14 protein-coding genes are annotated in these 15,348 nt (G+C 43.0%); 1 reads left to right on the top strand and 13 read right to left on the bottom strand.

Annotated elements, in window-relative coordinates:
• Positions 1–98 precede the first annotated feature (98 nt).
• On the top strand, positions 99–299 hold the full coding sequence (locus L0P88_RS04310) for a hypothetical protein (protein WP_247133397.1): 201 nt from the start codon (positions 99–101) through the stop codon (positions 297–299).
• Between the two features lie 306 nt (positions 300–605).
• Here L0P88_RS04310 and L0P88_RS04305 read toward each other — a convergent pair whose 3' ends face one another.
• The 13 genes from L0P88_RS04305 to L0P88_RS04245 form a co-directional block, all read right to left on the bottom strand.
• On the bottom strand, positions 606–1,511 hold the full coding sequence (locus L0P88_RS04305; RefSeq protein WP_247133396.1) for an SH3 domain-containing protein: 906 nt from the start codon (positions 1,509–1,511) through the stop codon (positions 606–608).
• Between the two features lie 193 nt (positions 1,512–1,704).
• Positions 1,705–2,706 (bottom strand): NAD(P)H-dependent glycerol-3-phosphate dehydrogenase, encoded by a 1,002-nt coding sequence (locus tag L0P88_RS04300; protein WP_247133395.1) that lies wholly within the window; start codon positions 2,704–2,706, stop codon positions 1,705–1,707.
• A gap of 45 nt (positions 2,707–2,751) precedes the next feature.
• On the bottom strand, positions 2,752–5,985 hold the full coding sequence (locus tag L0P88_RS04295; RefSeq protein ID WP_247133394.1) for an HAD-IB family hydrolase: 3,234 nt from the start codon (positions 5,983–5,985) through the stop codon (positions 2,752–2,754).
• A 21-nt stretch (positions 5,986–6,006) separates the two neighbouring features.
• Positions 6,007–7,164, bottom strand: a complete 1,158-nt coding sequence (locus L0P88_RS04290) for an esterase/lipase family protein (RefSeq protein ID WP_247133393.1) — start codon at positions 7,162–7,164, stop codon at positions 6,007–6,009.
• A gap of 4 nt (positions 7,165–7,168) precedes the next feature.
• Positions 7,169–8,101: an alpha/beta hydrolase gene (locus L0P88_RS04285; RefSeq protein ID WP_247133392.1), complete on the bottom strand. Its 933-nt coding sequence runs from the start codon at positions 8,099–8,101 to the stop codon at positions 7,169–7,171.
• A gap of 1 nt (position 8,102) precedes the next feature.
• Positions 8,103–9,944 (bottom strand): WS/DGAT/MGAT family O-acyltransferase, encoded by a 1,842-nt coding sequence (locus L0P88_RS04280; RefSeq protein ID WP_247133391.1) that lies wholly within the window; start codon positions 9,942–9,944, stop codon positions 8,103–8,105.
• 7 nt (positions 9,945–9,951) lie between these two features.
• Positions 9,952–11,295, bottom strand: coding sequence for an ABC1 kinase family protein (locus tag L0P88_RS04275; protein WP_247133390.1), 1,344 nt, complete (start codon positions 11,293–11,295; stop codon positions 9,952–9,954).
• Entirely contained in the window at positions 11,292–11,954 is a 663-nt protein-coding gene (locus L0P88_RS04270; RefSeq protein WP_247133389.1) for a TetR family transcriptional regulator C-terminal domain-containing protein, read from the bottom strand. Before L0P88_RS04270 ends, L0P88_RS04275 begins: the two co-directional genes overlap by 4 nt.
• 173 nt (positions 11,955–12,127) lie before the next feature.
• A complete protein-coding gene (locus L0P88_RS04265; protein ID WP_247133388.1) occupies positions 12,128–12,364 on the bottom strand; it encodes a hypothetical protein in 237 nt (78 codons plus the stop codon).
• Between the two features lie 108 nt (positions 12,365–12,472).
• The gene (locus L0P88_RS04260; RefSeq protein ID WP_247133387.1) at positions 12,473–13,279 is read right to left on the bottom strand and encodes a hypothetical protein; all 807 of its coding nucleotides are present in this window, start codon (positions 13,277–13,279) and stop codon (positions 12,473–12,475) included.
• Between the two features lie 99 nt (positions 13,280–13,378).
• A complete protein-coding gene (locus tag L0P88_RS04255; RefSeq protein ID WP_158778352.1) occupies positions 13,379–13,630 on the bottom strand; it encodes a hypothetical protein in 252 nt (83 codons plus the stop codon).
• 151 nt (positions 13,631–13,781) lie between these two features.
• Positions 13,782–14,591: a bacterial transcriptional activator domain-containing protein gene (locus tag L0P88_RS04250; RefSeq protein WP_247133386.1), complete on the bottom strand. Its 810-nt coding sequence runs from the start codon at positions 14,589–14,591 to the stop codon at positions 13,782–13,784.
• Positions 14,592–14,594: 3 nt separating this feature from the next.
• The gene (locus L0P88_RS04245) at positions 14,595–15,185 is read right to left on the bottom strand and encodes a hypothetical protein (RefSeq protein WP_247133385.1); all 591 of its coding nucleotides are present in this window, start codon (positions 15,183–15,185) and stop codon (positions 14,595–14,597) included.
• Positions 15,186–15,348: the final 163 nt, after the last annotated feature.

The raw sequence follows: 15,348 nt of genomic DNA, 5'->3' as shown, positions 1-15,348 counted from the left end.
TCATGTAAATTTCTTTCCTTTTAATCGAATTAATATTTTGTAAAACAATAATTTATTGTATTTTTGTAAAAATTAATTTTTGTCATAAAGCAATTATTATGAGCAGAAGATATACCAAAGCCGATTTAGAACAAATCGTTTCCGTTCAACTGGAAAACTTGAATGCCATGCATGACCTATTGAGCATCATGAAGCATCAAAATGAATTATTGAATAGTGCCAACCAAAAATTAAAAGATGAGATCACAGATTTTAAGCGGAAGATCTATCCAACGCGAAAACGAAATTCAAATTCTTAAATCTGCGGGCTCGCCTTCGCTTAGCTTCAGCGGAGTAAGGTGGGGGAGGCAAGCTCTTTGTGGCTGTCCCGAAGAGCAGGCGCAATGTGCTTGTCCGTGCGTTGGTAAAATCAAATAAAAATCTCTTGGGTGTGGGGCTTTTACTTCCCAACCTTTCTTAGGGCTATTGTAGCTAACGGTTAGGCTATGGGTAGTTGCTCAAACTACAAATGTTAGCAAAAAGGCACAGGGTAAGGAATATTCGGAGAATATTCCGATTTGCACTTACCATACCCAAGCAATTACTTATAGCATTGTTGTAACCCGTTATTTACATTCACAATTTTGATTTGTCATTTCGATTTTGTTTCCTGTTTCTATTTTCATGGTGCTCTTTTTTAAACTAAAGCGATTAAAGTCAATTTCATATGTCTCGTCAATTTCTTTTTCTCCATTCCATATAGGTGAAAAATAAACGCCATTTTCGAAATACCAGTGTCCGAGATAGAAATCCAGTTCATTATTAAATCTAAGTTGCTTTTTCTCTAAGTCATAAATTGTCAGACCGCTTAAGTCAGAAGACCAATCGGATACCAAATATTTTCCATTTTCGGTCACAAAATATTGACCTCCTTGAAAATTTTGGATTTTTCCATTTTCATCAATGATTAGTATTTCCCCATAATAATCGCCAAATTTCGAGGCGATAAATAGGCTTTCTCTGTTCTGGTTTTTGGAAAAGGTTAAGCCAAAATCACTTCCAACAGGGTCAATGTTACCATAGTTTATTTCGTCAATCAATTTGTTTGCTTTAATCGTTCGAATTAAACCTCTACAGCTAAAATCATAAAACTCTTCAGTAGGTTTTAACTGAATAAATTTGATGATTACTTCTTTAAAATGCTCATCTTTTGCGGATAAGCTTACATTTTTATTTGTCAATTTACCATTTTGCACGTATCCATTTTTGACAAATGACACTCGACTTTTATGTAAATAACCAATCTGTCCATTTTCGGTCTCTATTATCCACCAATTTGAATCGTCATTTTCAAAGAATGTAAAATGTTCTTTATCAAAAATTTTTCCAATTACTTCACTTTTATTGCTTTTGTCAGACCTAATGTTTGTGAATCCATCTTTGTCTTTTATGATTCCTATTTTAGATTGGCAATATCCTTTAAAAGTTAGAAAAAGGATTAATAGAATAAATATGTGTTTTTGTTTGGTCATAATGGGTTACAACAATTATATATCATCATTGATCATATATCCATTATACGCCTAAGATAGCAAATCCGTTATTTTCTTAAATACGTAAGTAAGCACATGAGTATAAACTTCCATTGTTCTGATAAAGCCATATCCCCATAAAAGTGGTATGTACCTGATGGCATTGCCTTTAATCATATGCTTTGGATGGGGGTTACCCGGGTTCCGCCTCAGAACCACTCTCCAATTTTAATAAGCCACGAAAGGCATCCGCTACGGTATTCCCCTCATACAATACTTTGTAGACCTCTTCGGAGATGGGCATGTCCACTTTGTATTCCCTGGCAAGTTCCATGACCACTTTGGCCGTTTTGACCCCTTCGGCAACCTCGGACATTTCTTCGATAATCTCCTTGAGCTTTTTCCCTTTTCCCAATTGAAAACCAACATGGCGATTTCTACTTTTGGCACTGCTACAGGTGGCCACAAGGTCTCCCATGCCCGCCAACCCGGCAAAGGTTCTTCTTCTTCCGCCCATGGCGGTGCCCAAACGGGTTAATTCGGAGAGTCCCCTGGTAATCAGTGCCGCCCGGGTGTTATCGCCAGCATTAGCCCCGTCGCCCATTCCCGTAGCGATGGCCATAATGTTTTTTAGGGCACCCCCCAATTCACAGCCGATCACATCGTTATTGGTATACACACGAAAGAGCCCCGAGTTGAATACCCCTTGCAATTTTTTGGCGATGATTTCATCCACCATGGCAATTACCGCTGCCGCTGCCTGACCGTTATGGATTTCCTTTGCCAAGTTGGGACCGGTCAATACTCCTACGGGATGTCCGGGCAGTATTTCAGCCACCACTTCCGTCATCCTTTTTTTTGTGCCCATTTCAAGGCCCTTGGCCAAACTCACAATGGGAATCCACGGGCGAACAAAGGGTTTTGCGGTTTCCAGGACTTCCCTAAAGTTTTGCGAGGGAATTCCCATAACCAGTAAATCCGCATTTTTTACGGTTTCTTCTATGGAAACCGAGGCTTTTAGGTTTTTGTTCAAAAGTGCTCCCGGCAGGTATTTTGAATTGGTCCGATGGGCATTGATTTCATGCACCGTTTCCTCATTTCGGGCCCAAACGGTGGGATTTGCATTTCTTGCGGTTAGTGAGGCAACGGTGGTTCCCCACGAACCTCCTCCCAATATTCCTATGTTCAATGGCATATGTTCGATTTTTTTTGGTTTGGGTCGGTAATTTTGGAAACCCAATTAGTGATTCAGCTCCGCAACGAACAGTTCACGTACCTCTTCAATGTATTGATTCAAGTTTTTCCGTTTCCAAAGTGCCGTTTCCACGGGATCCAATACCACTACCTCAATATGTGTGGGACGCAACATCATGGAACCTTTTTTCACCGCTTGGTACGCATTTTTGATGACAATGGGAACAATGGGAACCCCAGCTTGCATGGCCAGATGAAAGGCCCCTTTTTTAAAAGGTCCCAATTCTGCGGTACCACTCCGTGTTCCCTCGGGGGCAATAGCCACCGAAACGCCATTTTTCAATGCCTCCACCGCCGGTTTCATGGCCTCTATGGCCTTTGTTTTGTTGCTTCGGTCAATATAGATGGCCCCCAACGCTTTGAATATAGGGCCAATAGGTGTTCTTTCCAGTTCTTTTTTGGCAACCCCGGTAAAATCCCTGCGTAAGAGTTTCATGATAATGAAGAAATCGGCTGCGCTCTGGTGGTTAAAACAAAATACTGCAGGGCGAAAATCGGTCAGGTTACGTTTGCCCCTCACGGATATTTGCAATCCGGCCAGGCGTGTACCAAAGTCACCAATACTTGAAAAGGTGGTATTGGCCGCCTCCTGTCTTGATAGGGTGACCAATCCCTTTACCGCGCCCCTTACCGCAGACGGATAAATGCTCGCAGCCGCCAGGCCCGTACGTAAGCCATTGACCACCGGTTTTTCACTGGGCTCCTTAAATCGAAGAATGGGCCAGTCGTTCTCAAAGGCTACCTGGGAAAGCGCATTATCCGGGTTTGTGGCCACGGGTTTGCCCACAATTTTGAATAAGGGATAATCATCAAAACTATCCGAATAAAAATAGCTTTTGGAGAGGTCAATAGTATTCTCCCTGGCAAAGATTCGTGCGGCCCTTGCTTTGCCTTCACCCCAACGCATCTCTGCAATGCGCCCCGTAAATTTTCCGTTTTGCAATTCCATCTGGGTGCAATACACATCGGAAATCCCCAATTCCCTGGCAACGGGATTGGTTTGGTAGGGGGTAGCGGCCGAGATAATGACCACCCGATGTCCTTTTTCGAAATGTTTTTTGATCAATTCACGGGATTCCGGGTAGATGGTCGGTAACAGGTATTCCTCAAATACCTCCTGGCCCAGATCGGCAAAAACCTTTTCAGGAATCCCTTTGACCCCCAAGGCGGCAATTTTGGTCAGCACTTCAAAATCGCGATTGCCGAATGAAAAGACCAGGGCCGTCATAAATTGGGTAATGTATTCCTTGGCCGTTGTTTCCCCACTAAATAACCGGGTACGCATAAATCGCTTTGCGGAAAAGTCATTGATTATGGTCCGATCCAGATCAAAATAGGCGGCTATGTGCGGTCCTTCTTCTGCTTCTTCTATTTTTTTTCTCGATTTGGGTATTGTCGCCTCGGGCACCAAACTATTTTGGCGTGCTAACAATCCCAGGCTTTTGGTGCTGGGTTCCACCTCGATTTCCTTCAGGTATGTCAATCGTGCCGTCAAGTCCTCAAGTTGGTGCATCCAAGCTTCGAGTCCCTTGTGGTTTGTCTTTTGGTCGGTTATGCCAAGTCCGGCATTTTCGGCAAAGCGATAGGCATTGCTTAAAAAGGGTTTTGAAATACTTCCCAATCGCGTGATTCGACTATGCCAATGGAGCTCTTTTCCCTTAAAAATGCAAAGCTCCAGGAACTCTTCTTCCGTGAATATGTCGTTCTCGTCCCAATGGCTCAACGTATGGCATACCACCTTGTTCGCTTCAATATAGGAAAGGAGCAACGCCCTGGAGATGAATAGATCTTGTTTTTTCAGGATTTCGGAAACATCCCTTTTGGGGTCATTCAGTATTTCCCGCCAATTTTTATCGAACCGATTGAGCTCTGCTTCAATTTCATCACTGAATTTCGCCTTGTTGGTATAGAAAAATTCAAATTTGAAAAGATTGCGAAGGTTCATGATTTCCTCCCAAAAATGAACTATTCTATCTGGGGACGTATCGTCTTTCACTTTTACCAGGGCCATCTCCACAAATGCGGAGTGGTACAGATGGCCCGCAACCATATTGGCATAATAGGTGGCCGACAGGTACTCCGTGGAAATCACACTGAACTGCGCTTTTTGCCCAGCCCTGCTTTTGCGAATGATATGGCCCGCTTGAAGCAGATTTAAAGCTTTTTGTACACTCACGGCAATGGGATTGCCCCTATCCATAAGCGAATCCTCTTGCTTTTTGCCAATGTATTCCATCAGCTTTTTCACCTTGAATTCGATTTCCTTTTTGGTCAGTGCAAAGTCATTAAGGAGCACATTGCAAATCAGGGAAACCGTGGAAACCGGGGTAATCCTGGACATTTGATTGATAAGATCGAAGGCGAAAAAGGGCAAAGTGTCCTTACGCTTATAGGTATCATCCTCAAATTGGGGAACCGCGACATTATGGGTTTCATCGATTTCGACCGGATTACCAAAACGGATGGCGGCCCTACCATAATTGCTTCCCAGGCTTCGAACGTATTTGATGCCTTCGGAAAGGTTTTCCGACTTTTTTTTGGCCCCTTTTGCTTGCTCCGTCATTTCCTTGACGTCCGGAATAAGGTCGTATGCTATGGAAACGGGGACATACTTAACATCCCTGGAACTCTGCTTTTCAGCATCCATGATGTACTTTAGGATACCCATTTGGGGATGCAGGATTTTACCCGTCCGGGAACGGGTGCCTTCAATATTCCAGGTAAGGTGGTCCCCCTTGTCTATAATAGTGGAAATGTAGTGCCTAAGCGCAATTTTATAGATCGGGTTGTCCTTAAAACTTCTACGGATAAAAACTATACCGGCACTTTTCCCCAATTGCTTCAATCCGGGGAAGGCCAGGTTTATCCCCCCAAAGGAATAGGGTACGGGCATCCCATAACGTGCCAAGGTGGAGATGAGGACCAAGGTATCCAGATAGGTCTTGTGGGTCATGATAAAAGCGACGGAATGCTTCCGCATCAATTTCATCAGCTTTTTGATGCCCTTGGGGTCAACATCTATTTTTTCACTGTAGGCCCTGGAAAGAATATAGTTAAAACCCCGTACGGAAACCAGTCTTGCCGCAGGGTGTTGCTGGGCATAGAGTTCCTTAATGTATTTTTCTGCTTCTTTTTGAACATCTTCAATAGCTAGCTTGTGGTCTTTAGCTGCTTGCTTTAAAGACTCCTGAAATTTTTCGCTATTAATGATGTCCTGCATTTCAACTTAGGGGTTGAACTTCTAATTTAAAAAAAACAAACTTCTTTTTTTCTTGTTCCAGTAAAAAGGATAAAGGATGCGTTCTACTTCCAAGGTGGTCTCTTTGATCGTTTTCCCTTGAATATTGGCACTCAGTGCATTGGCCGTTATCAACAGAACACTGACGTTGGCACCCAGGCCCGAATGGCTGCCGTACACTTCAATATTCTTTATGTCATCCCGATAGCTTTCGGCTTCCATGCAATGTTTCCAGGGCAATAGGCCATCTGTTTTTGTGTAAATACACGTAATCGGCACATTGGGTATGGGTTCAAGTTCTTCGATAAACCTTTTGTTCCTTTCCTTTAGGGATTTTCCCCTAAAAAACTCCAAAATGCCATTGACCGGGGTTTTCATGTCCATAACCCCCCATACGGGTGAACCAATGGTTACAATCTGTTGTACCTGCTTGGGATGGCGATTGGCAATGATCTTGGCAAAAAGGCCCCCTCCGCTCCAACCTACGATACTTACTTTTTCACCGTGAATCCGATAGATATCATCCAGCTTTTCCTCAAGGCGTGGGATGTAGTGCGATTTGACCAAATTGAAGCCCTGGTCCCATTTATAGGTCTTAAAACCTAAGGAGGTCAGATACCGACGGACAAAGGACGTTGAATAATCATCACCCAAATAGGGGGGAATCAATAGTACGGGCTTGCCCTCTCCTTTAATGCGTTTGGGAATAAAAGGGTAAATGGCATAAATGGACGCCCATTCAACCAGGGACCTACTTTCCAAAAGCATATTGAATAGGGGAGGTTTGGGGATCTTCTGATTGATCAGTGTTATTTCTTCCCTGAATCTGCTCAAGACCTTTTTGGATAGTTCATCGGCTTCCGGATTGCCTTTTCGGGTTATTTCATTGGTGATGTTCTCCAGTAAGGTAATCAGTGTAAAGTATTCACGACTTGGGCCCAATTCATCACACATTCGAATACATTCATCAAACAGAAAATCCAGGTCCTTATCGTCCGAGGTCACTTCTTTGACAATGGGCATCAGTTCATCCGAATACGCGTGAATTTTAAAACTTCCCGTTAGGATTTTCTTGACTTTCGTAATGGGAAGCCCGCCGCGTACCCCTAAATAGGCCGTGAATTTGATAAAAGTCTCATATAAATGCAATTTATCTTCCATGGTTCTAGGGGATGTAGGTGTTAAGCCATGTTATCATATCTTCCTCCACTTCTTGACTGTTCTTTTCGTTGAGCATTTCGTGCCTGCCTCCTTTGTAGAGGTTGAACGTAAGGGTTTCGTTGCCATTCTTTTCATAGTTCTTGGCCACTTTGCTTACCCCTTTTCCCATTTCACCCACGGGATCTTCATCTCCCGAAAAGATTAAAATGGGTAATTTGTCCGGGGTATTTACAAAAGCACTTTTTTTATTCAATTCCCTGGAATTGATTAGAATATCGGCAAAAACCCCAACGGAAAAGTTCTCAATGCGATAGGGATCGGCCTCAAAGGCATCCACGGCGGCTTCGTCGCTACTTATCCAATCCAATTTTGTTCGATTGGGCTTGAATTTTTTATTGAATTCATCAAAGAAGAAGCTTCTCAGGGTTTCATTGCCGCGTTCCCGCCCCCGGATAGCGCTTACCACTTTTGTGCTTGCCAACCCAAAATGTCCCAATCCCTTGATAAAATTTGCCGTGCCCGATAAAATCAAGGCATCAATTTCATCGCCATAACGGAGCACGTATTTTCGACTCAAAAGGGACCCCATGCTATGGCCGAACAAAATAAATTTAGCTTCAGGGTGTTCGTTGCGCATCAACCCGGTTAGGGAATGCATGTCTTCCACCACATCCTCAAAGTAATTTTTGCCATCATAAAAACCAAAAAGCCGCTTTATTTCCGCCGTTTTCCCATGTGCCCGATGATCGTTGGCATAAACGGTGAACCCTTCTTGCTGCAAACGGTGGGCTATGCTGTCATAACGCCCTGCATGCTCCCCAATACCATGGGCAATCTGCACAATGCCGCGATTCTTGTTGGCATTAAGGGTTTCCCACTTATAGTAGCAGATAATTTCACCGTCCTTGGCGGTAAATGTATTGGTCTTGTAATACATTTTATCGGGTTAAAAAGGCTTTAATAAGATTCGTCAACTTACGTTTGTTGGCCACGGTACCGGATAATTTTAAGCGTTGTTGAATTTTTAGTTCATCAAACAACAGTTTTTTCTTGTACAGCGCATATAGGTTGGCATCCTCAATTTCCAAAACGGTTTTCGGGTCCAGTGTCGTTGTTTTTTTAACGGTAGCCGCTTCTTTGGTGAGGTCAATTTCCCAACATTCGCTGGTGGCACCCATATCTACATGAACGTGGTAGACGCCCTGGTATTTTTTGATAAGTCCGGTTTCCTTTTTCAAATACCGCCTTAAGGCATTGAAAAAAGCGGTGCTTTCACTTTTTTGTTTTGCGGATTTCCCCGCCGGGGACTTTTTCTTCTGGCTCCCTAAAATCAATTCTTCCAGTTCATTGGCGGATTCGCGGATGTACCTTGAGAAAACATAACAATCCGGCATCGTCCGCTTGTCCGAAGTGGTGGTAATACTGATTTTACCATTGTAACTGAAGGCGGCAATGATCAGACCAAAACCATTTGCCACTGGGGTCAAACCAAAAATGGAAACCACCTTGTGCCCATTCAGGTAGAGCAGTTTTGTTGGTCCAGGTACATTGGTAATGGTTACATTGAATGGGGGGCGATGCAAGTCCTTGATATTGTATTTGCCGTAGATCCTGGCGGCAAGGTTGGCCAATCCGAAAGGTACGGCATCCGCTATTTTTGCCAGGGTTTTGGCACCCATGGTCTTATGTCTTGCCTTGCCCAGCATGGTCTGTTCCTGAATGTATTCCAAACGCTCCAAAGGATCTTCAATATGCGTGCCCAATTGAACCAGCATATTGGCTATTTGATTGTTTTGTGAATCGTCATTTTCACCACGTATGGAGATGGGGACATTGGCGACCAAAGGTTGCAAGGGCAGTTTTTCCTTCTCTTGAAGATAACGTCGTATCGCCCCGGCGCAGACGGCCAAAATAAGATCGTTGATACTGACACCGACCAGTTTTCGCAAGCTATTGACACGGTCAAATGAAAGGATTGCCGTTCCCCATGTTCTTCTGGGGGAAACGTTTCCATTAAATATGGTAATCGGTACGGGATAACGTGCCGTGGCAAATTCCTTTTGGATGCTTAAGGTTTTTGAAGCCTTGTTTTTCACAAAGGCTATTGCGGTATCGGCTATGGTTTTTGGAATTCTGAGCGGATTTTTTAAAAAGCCGTACCCACTTTTCAGTAGTAAACTGATATCATCCGGTAAGGGGTTGGGATCGTACTTTTTGATTTCCGATTTGTCAATGGTCCTGACCTTGTCGTCTTTGTCAAATAGAATACCCATTAGGCCCACTCCGGAGCTACCGTCGATCATGACATGGTGCACTTTGCTGACTATGGCCACAGAGCCTTTGGGAATTTGGGGGATTTCATCTATCCCTTCTATAAAGTGGATGGACCAAAGTGGCCGCCTTAAATCCAGGGGTGCACTAAAGATGCGGGAGGTTGTTCTTCGCAAGGATTCCCAGTTGGAGGGATCGGCCAGTTTCATTCGGTTAAGATGTAGGTCCAGCTCAAAATTGGGATCATCGACCCAATAGGGGTAATCCAAATCCATGGGTACGTGCAGGAGGCGTTGTCTGAATTTTGGGATCAAATGGAGTTTGGAGGCGACTATTCTTTTGAAATCCTTAAAATTCATGGAACCTTCAACGATGACCAAAGTGGCAATATGCATTGGGCTTGTGGGCGATTCCGCATAAAGAAAAGCCGCTTCATAACCCGAAATTTGTTTAAAATTCCCGTCAAATACTTCTTGGGCAATATCCTTCAGATCTATTTTCGATGCCATGTGTTCTTTATTTTACCAGCAGTTCTTGGTCAGTGTTTTGAACAAACTGGGTGTAATTGTGTGTTTTTATGTCTTTGGCCTTCAGGTCGAACATCAAACTGTACAGTCCAAAAAAAGTCCTGTTCATGTAAATGATATGTTTTGATCCCCTATCGGCATTCATGTTCATTAGGGTGGACTTTTTCAGATACTGTTCCCCGAAGGCCGAGATTTTATCAAAAAATTCCCGGTCGGAGAAATCAAAGGTTTCCACTTGAAAAGGTTTGGTAAACCATTCCAATACCTCAAAGAATAGTTTGGTGAAAAAAGCACGTTCCGTTTCGCTGTCCTCTTCCTTCAATACCTCAAGGGCAAAAAGGTTTTTTTCAAAACTATCCGGATCATTGATGACCTCCCATTTGAACAGCTCAAAATAAGGATTATAAAAGTCTTCCGGGATGGCCTTCATACAACCAAAATCCAGTGCGATGACCTCATGTGCATTGGAAACGAGAAAATTGCCGGGATGTGGGTCGGCATGGACCTTATGCAAAACGTGCATTTGGTACATATAAAAGTCCCACAGCGTCTGTCCCACTAAATTGGCTGCCTCTTGGTCGGTATTGGTTTGGGCAAATTCGGAAAGGTGTGCGCCATGCATCCAATCCATGGTAATAATTTCTGGAGAGGAATATTCCGGATAATAGGTCGGAAACCTCAAATTTGGAAGATGACCACACCATAGTTTGATTTCCTGACTTTGGGCGAGTTCCAGTTCATAATCGGTTTCCTCCACAAGTTTGTTTTCCACCTCTTTAAAATACTGTTCCGAATGCTCACCCGAGATGTTGAACATTTTCATGGCTACCGGCTTTACAATGGCCAGATCCGATCGAATGCTCTGCGCCACTCCGGGATATTGGATTTTTACCGCGAATTGCTGTCCGTTTTTTTCGGCCAGATGCACTTGACCGATACTGGCGGCGTTCATGGCCTTATTGTTGAATTGGTCAAATAGTTGATGGGGAAATTTTCCAAAGGACCGTTTGAATGTTTTTAGCACTAGAGGTGCTGAAAGTGGGGGTACGGAGAATTGGGCGAGTGAAAACTTTTCTACGAAGGCTTTTGGCATGATGCTTTTTTCCATGCTCATCATTTGCGCCATCTTTAGGGCACTGCCCTTCAGGGTTTTTAAACTGTCGTAAATATCATTGGCATTGTTTTCATCCAATCGTGCTTTTGCCTCTTCCTCCGAATTGACCATTTTGTCCCCATAGTACTTCAAATAATTCACGCCAACTTTGGCACCTGTTTGCATCAATTTTGAGGTGCGCTGTAGCTTTGAAAGTGGAATTCTCTTTGAAGTCTTCATGAGGGATCTTTCGACTTTATTTTTTCAGCATATAAAAATTTACCCAGGTCAATGATATTTTGCAATGATTTGGTGTTCAATAATTCCATGCCCGTATTGATGGACTTTTCAATGAAAATATCCGTTTTATGGCATTGATGGGAATCATCGGACATCCAAAACTTGACCGTCAACAAAAACTGTATCCAAACGCCTTCCCTGATCGATCTTTTTTGAATGGATTCCAAACTCTCACTTATCCTGAAGGTCTCCAACTGCAACGAATCGATAAAGGCGATAAAACTTTCCTTCAATTCTTTAAAAAGTGACAGGGCATCAAAACTGAGACCGTAACTTTTTATGGTAAGTAAAACAAAATCCCGATTCAACGTAAAATTTTCGAAAAGCGTGTAAAAAAGGCTCAATAATTTGTCCTTTTTGTCAAATGACACAAAATCAGGACTTTCGGCCAGCGTGGCAATGGACGTATCGATTAGAATCTTGAATATGGACCTGTCCAAATCTTCAAAACCCGCGTAGTATTCATAGAATCCATCGGGGTGAAAATCATAGTCACTTGCCAAATCTTCTATCGAAGCTGGTTTGCCTTCGTATTTCACAACGGCATCCATATAAAAATCGATCAGATCTTCTTCTGCTATTTTCTGTTTACTTGCCAATTCAAAACTTCAAAACCCAACTTCGTTAAGCGAAAACACACTTTAAAAAGAAGTTGTCGTACCTCTTGCTAAAATAACGAATTTACCCCTTACTATGCATGCATACTAAAAAACCAGCTGGTCCCTGGAAGGGACAAACTGGTTTTCCATACAAATTCGATTAATTACTGCTACTATGCTACCAGCTTGTTGAATTTCTTTTTACCAATTTTTAAATCGTTCTTGACCTCGTTTAAAATGTCAAAGACCAAATCCTGTTGGTTAGCCGCCAATTTTAAGCCACCTTTTAGGGCCTTATCCGCAACATTTTGCCATTGGGCCGTTATTTCCAAGGAGGTGGTAACCAATTCTTCAGTTCGTGCAAGGGCTGTATCATTTCCCTTTAACGCCATTGCCTTTGTTTTGGCCATAGCTTTGCCGATTAGTCCTTTAGCGTTTTTCTTAGTGCTTTTATTTTTCATCATGCTTTGATTTAAAGATTAACAATAGGGCTTTGGGCCAATTTCCTTTGTTGCCCTTTAGCCTCTGGTTTTGGCTTCCTTTTTCCAATCGGAAAAATTAAGGTTCTTAAAGATGGGACCGGCCTTTTCAAGAATTCCCTGGATTTTTTCATCGCTGGCCTCTGCCAATTCCATAAAGGTTTCGATACCGTTCTCGTTAAAGATTCGCTCCAATTTGGGGCCAATTCCCTTGATCAACTTTAAATCGTCTTTCCCAGAAACTTCAACTTCCATTTTTGCTACCGCTTCTTCTTTTTTGACCGTTTCGGTTTGGGCCTTGGCTTTCACCGTTTTTTTGGCTTTGGTCGTCTTGCCTTTGGAGGGTTTTAACGCTTCATCAACAAATTCCTCCCCTTTATGGATCACTTTTTTAACCTGCCCCAAAACATCTTCCTTAACATCGTTGAATTTAGCGGTACCCTTTTTTTTAATGTCTTTGGCCGTTTTTTCAACTTTTTTGAGTGTTGGGTTTTCAGTAACTTTCTCTTTAATGTTTTCAGTTACCTTCAAGACCATTTTTCCAACAGGTGTTTTGGAAACATACTCATAAGCGCGTTCCGCAGTTCCTTCATCATAACCCACAAGGTCCAATGTTCTTTCTTTACCGGATTTTACCTGTTTTTTAACGGTGCTGGCCGTATCAAAAAACATATCCATTTGCTTTCTTCGAACTGGCTCGGATTTCTTCACCAATTTCTTGGTCAATTTTTGCCATTTTTCGCCATTCTCCAAAGTGGTATTGATAGTGGCCACAGTGGCGTTGATCAATGCACTATTGAGGCTTTTTGCTTGCTCTTTTTTTCTTTTTACAGTCGTTGTCGCCATGATATTTTTTTTTAAGTATTCTTTTTGATCTATTAATGGTGCAAATCTAAATGCCATAAGTTACAGCTGAGTTGCACTCTTGCTTTTGGGCAGATTGCCCTAGTCCTTACTGATTTTTTTCTTTATGCCATTCAACACATCAAAAACAAGATCTTGTTGTGTTGCGGTGATGTCCAATCCTTTTTTGATCACTGTTGAAGTGATGTTCAAGGACTTTTCTGCCACTTTAAAAGAGGTATCAAACACTTTTTCCGTGGTGCCCAAGGCAAAATCGTTCGCTTTGGTGGCCAAACACAGAACATTGTTCGCGGTTTTTTCGACTAGCGTTTGCTTTGTTTTGTTAGTTGCCATAGCTGTATATTTTTTTGCGTTCTAAATTTATGGGACAAACATAAAACCAGGTAGTTACAAATGAGTTGCAAACCAGGGTAGGGGTTGGGCTTTTTTCTATAAAGGTGAGGTAACCCTTTTATTTACAGTGGGTTGATATAACCGCATTTCATCAAGCAATGGCTTCGATTTCCTTTAACAATGCCCTTGTGGCCGGGAGCGGGGGTATCCCATATTCCTCATCAAGGATATCGGCACATTTTTGATAGGTTTTTAGGGCTTGCGGCCGATTGCCCTTGGCAATATAGGCCGACATTTGAATGCGGTAGGCGTCCTCCCAGGTTTTGTCAATGGCAATCGCCTGTTGCGCAAGGCGAATACTTTCCATGGGGTTGGTGGTTATCAATAGTTCGGCAAGGTTCACCAATGCGCCAAGAATCAGAACCTGTGTTTTTTCGCGTTCCTCGGAGGACCAATCTTCAAAAATCCGATTGGGCAGATACATCCCCTGATAGAGTACAATGGCATTTTGGTACGCCTCTTTTGCAATTTCGGGAAGGTTGCCCAGCGCGCTATTGCCGATGATGATGTATTTTTCAATGGCATCAACATCGATCCAAACCAAATCCAGATTCAGTTGATAGGTCACGCCCTGGCGTTCTACATAAATGGCTTCCGTTCTTGCGGGCCGATGGGGTTCCAACACTTTATTCACGCCGTGGAGCGCCACTTTAAAATCGCGATCGTCACCTTCTTCCCACAAATGCTCCATAATCTGTTCTTTGTGGAGGGCGTGTTTGTTCCGATAGGAAATAAGGTATTGGATCAGTTGGATGGTTTTGTCCCTTCCCCAATCCTTTGCATTGACTTTATCGTCTTCACGCCATAGGGCGAACCGTCCCAAAGTCTGAAATTTGATCGGTGCTTTGAGCTGAAACGCTTTAAGGTCCGCCAACCGGGCTGTCAGTTCCTTGCTTGACACAGCTTATTTTGCTTTGGAGGGCGGGGTTTTTGCTTTGGCCGCTGGTTTTTTCGCGGTCCTTGACGTCCTTGGGGAAGTTCTTGTTTTTTTTGCTGATGCCCCCTGCAAGGCATCCACTTTTTTGGACAGTTCCGCAACCGAATGGGTCAATTCCACCAAGGTTTCATGTATGGTCTTAAAATCGGACTTGGAAGCATTCCGCCATTGGTCTATCGGTACTTTGTCCCACAATTCTTCCCCATATTCACTCAATTGATCTTGTAAATTGGCCACTTGCTTTCGGGGATCTTTCAGGGTCTCTTTTAGTATTTTGGGCCCTGTTGTGGCCACTGACTTAAAAAGGGAAAAACTTTTGGTTAAAATGTTTTCCTGCTCTTCCGATGTTCGGTCGTTTGTGGCATTCATGGTCAAATCCGCCAGATGCTGCCGTATAAAGGCCACGGCTTCCTTAAAGTCGGAGAAATTCAGGTCTTCACCACCCTGAACGTGCGAAACATTGCCACGCCATTGTACTTCGGATTCCCCATTTTCATCATAAATCTTTTGTGTAAACCGCATCATAAAAGATGCCGTTTGTGCTGCCTTTTTTGCCATTCTTCTTTTTTTAACTGGGTTAGGGAATTTGCTATTCCTAAAAATAACCATAATTCTTTGGGTTTGGGAGTGGGCTTTCTTAAAAAAGGATTTATCAAGAAGGAGCACCAATAAAAGAGGCCTTACTTCGTAAGCGCTTTCCTTGTGGCAACGGAATTAGGCT

This window comes from Muricauda sp. SCSIO 64092 (assembly GCF_023016285.1).
GTDB lineage: Bacteria > Bacteroidota > Bacteroidia > Flavobacteriales > Flavobacteriaceae > Croceivirga.
The sequence above is the reverse complement of the archived record's forward strand: the minus strand, read 5'-3'. Positions and strand labels throughout refer to the sequence as shown.

What these genes read in the sequence shown, in the direction of transcription:
- L0P88_RS04310 (WP_247133397.1), top strand. Translation starts at nt 99, where the DNA reads ATGAGCAGAAGATATACCAAAGCCGATTTAGAACAAATCGTTTCCGTT.
- L0P88_RS04305 (WP_247133396.1), bottom strand. Translation starts at nt 1,511, where the DNA reads ATGACCAAACAAAAACACATATTTATTCTATTAATCCTTTTTCTAACT.
- L0P88_RS04300 (WP_247133395.1), bottom strand. Translation starts at nt 2,706, where the DNA reads ATGCCATTGAACATAGGAATATTGGGAGGAGGTTCGTGGGGAACCACC.
- L0P88_RS04295 (WP_247133394.1), bottom strand. Translation starts at nt 5,985, where the DNA reads ATGCAGGACATCATTAATAGCGAAAAATTTCAGGAGTCTTTAAAGCAA.
- L0P88_RS04290 (WP_247133393.1), bottom strand. Translation starts at nt 7,164, where the DNA reads ATGGAAGATAAATTGCATTTATATGAGACTTTTATCAAATTCACGGCC.
- L0P88_RS04285 (WP_247133392.1), bottom strand. Translation starts at nt 8,101, where the DNA reads ATGTATTACAAGACCAATACATTTACCGCCAAGGACGGTGAAATTATC.
- L0P88_RS04280 (WP_247133391.1), bottom strand. Translation starts at nt 9,944, where the DNA reads ATGGCATCGAAAATAGATCTGAAGGATATTGCCCAAGAAGTATTTGAC.
- L0P88_RS04275 (WP_247133390.1), bottom strand. Translation starts at nt 11,295, where the DNA reads ATGAAGACTTCAAAGAGAATTCCACTTTCAAAGCTACAGCGCACCTCA.
- L0P88_RS04265 (WP_247133388.1), bottom strand. Translation starts at nt 12,364, where the DNA reads ATGGCCAAAACAAAGGCAATGGCGTTAAAGGGAAATGATACAGCCCTT.
- L0P88_RS04260 (WP_247133387.1), bottom strand. Translation starts at nt 13,279, where the DNA reads ATGGCGACAACGACTGTAAAAAGAAAAAAAGAGCAAGCAAAAAGCCTC.
- L0P88_RS04255 (WP_158778352.1), bottom strand. Translation starts at nt 13,630, where the DNA reads ATGGCAACTAACAAAACAAAGCAAACGCTAGTCGAAAAAACCGCGAAC.
- L0P88_RS04245 (WP_247133385.1), bottom strand. Translation starts at nt 15,185, where the DNA reads ATGGCAAAAAAGGCAGCACAAACGGCATCTTTTATGATGCGGTTTACA.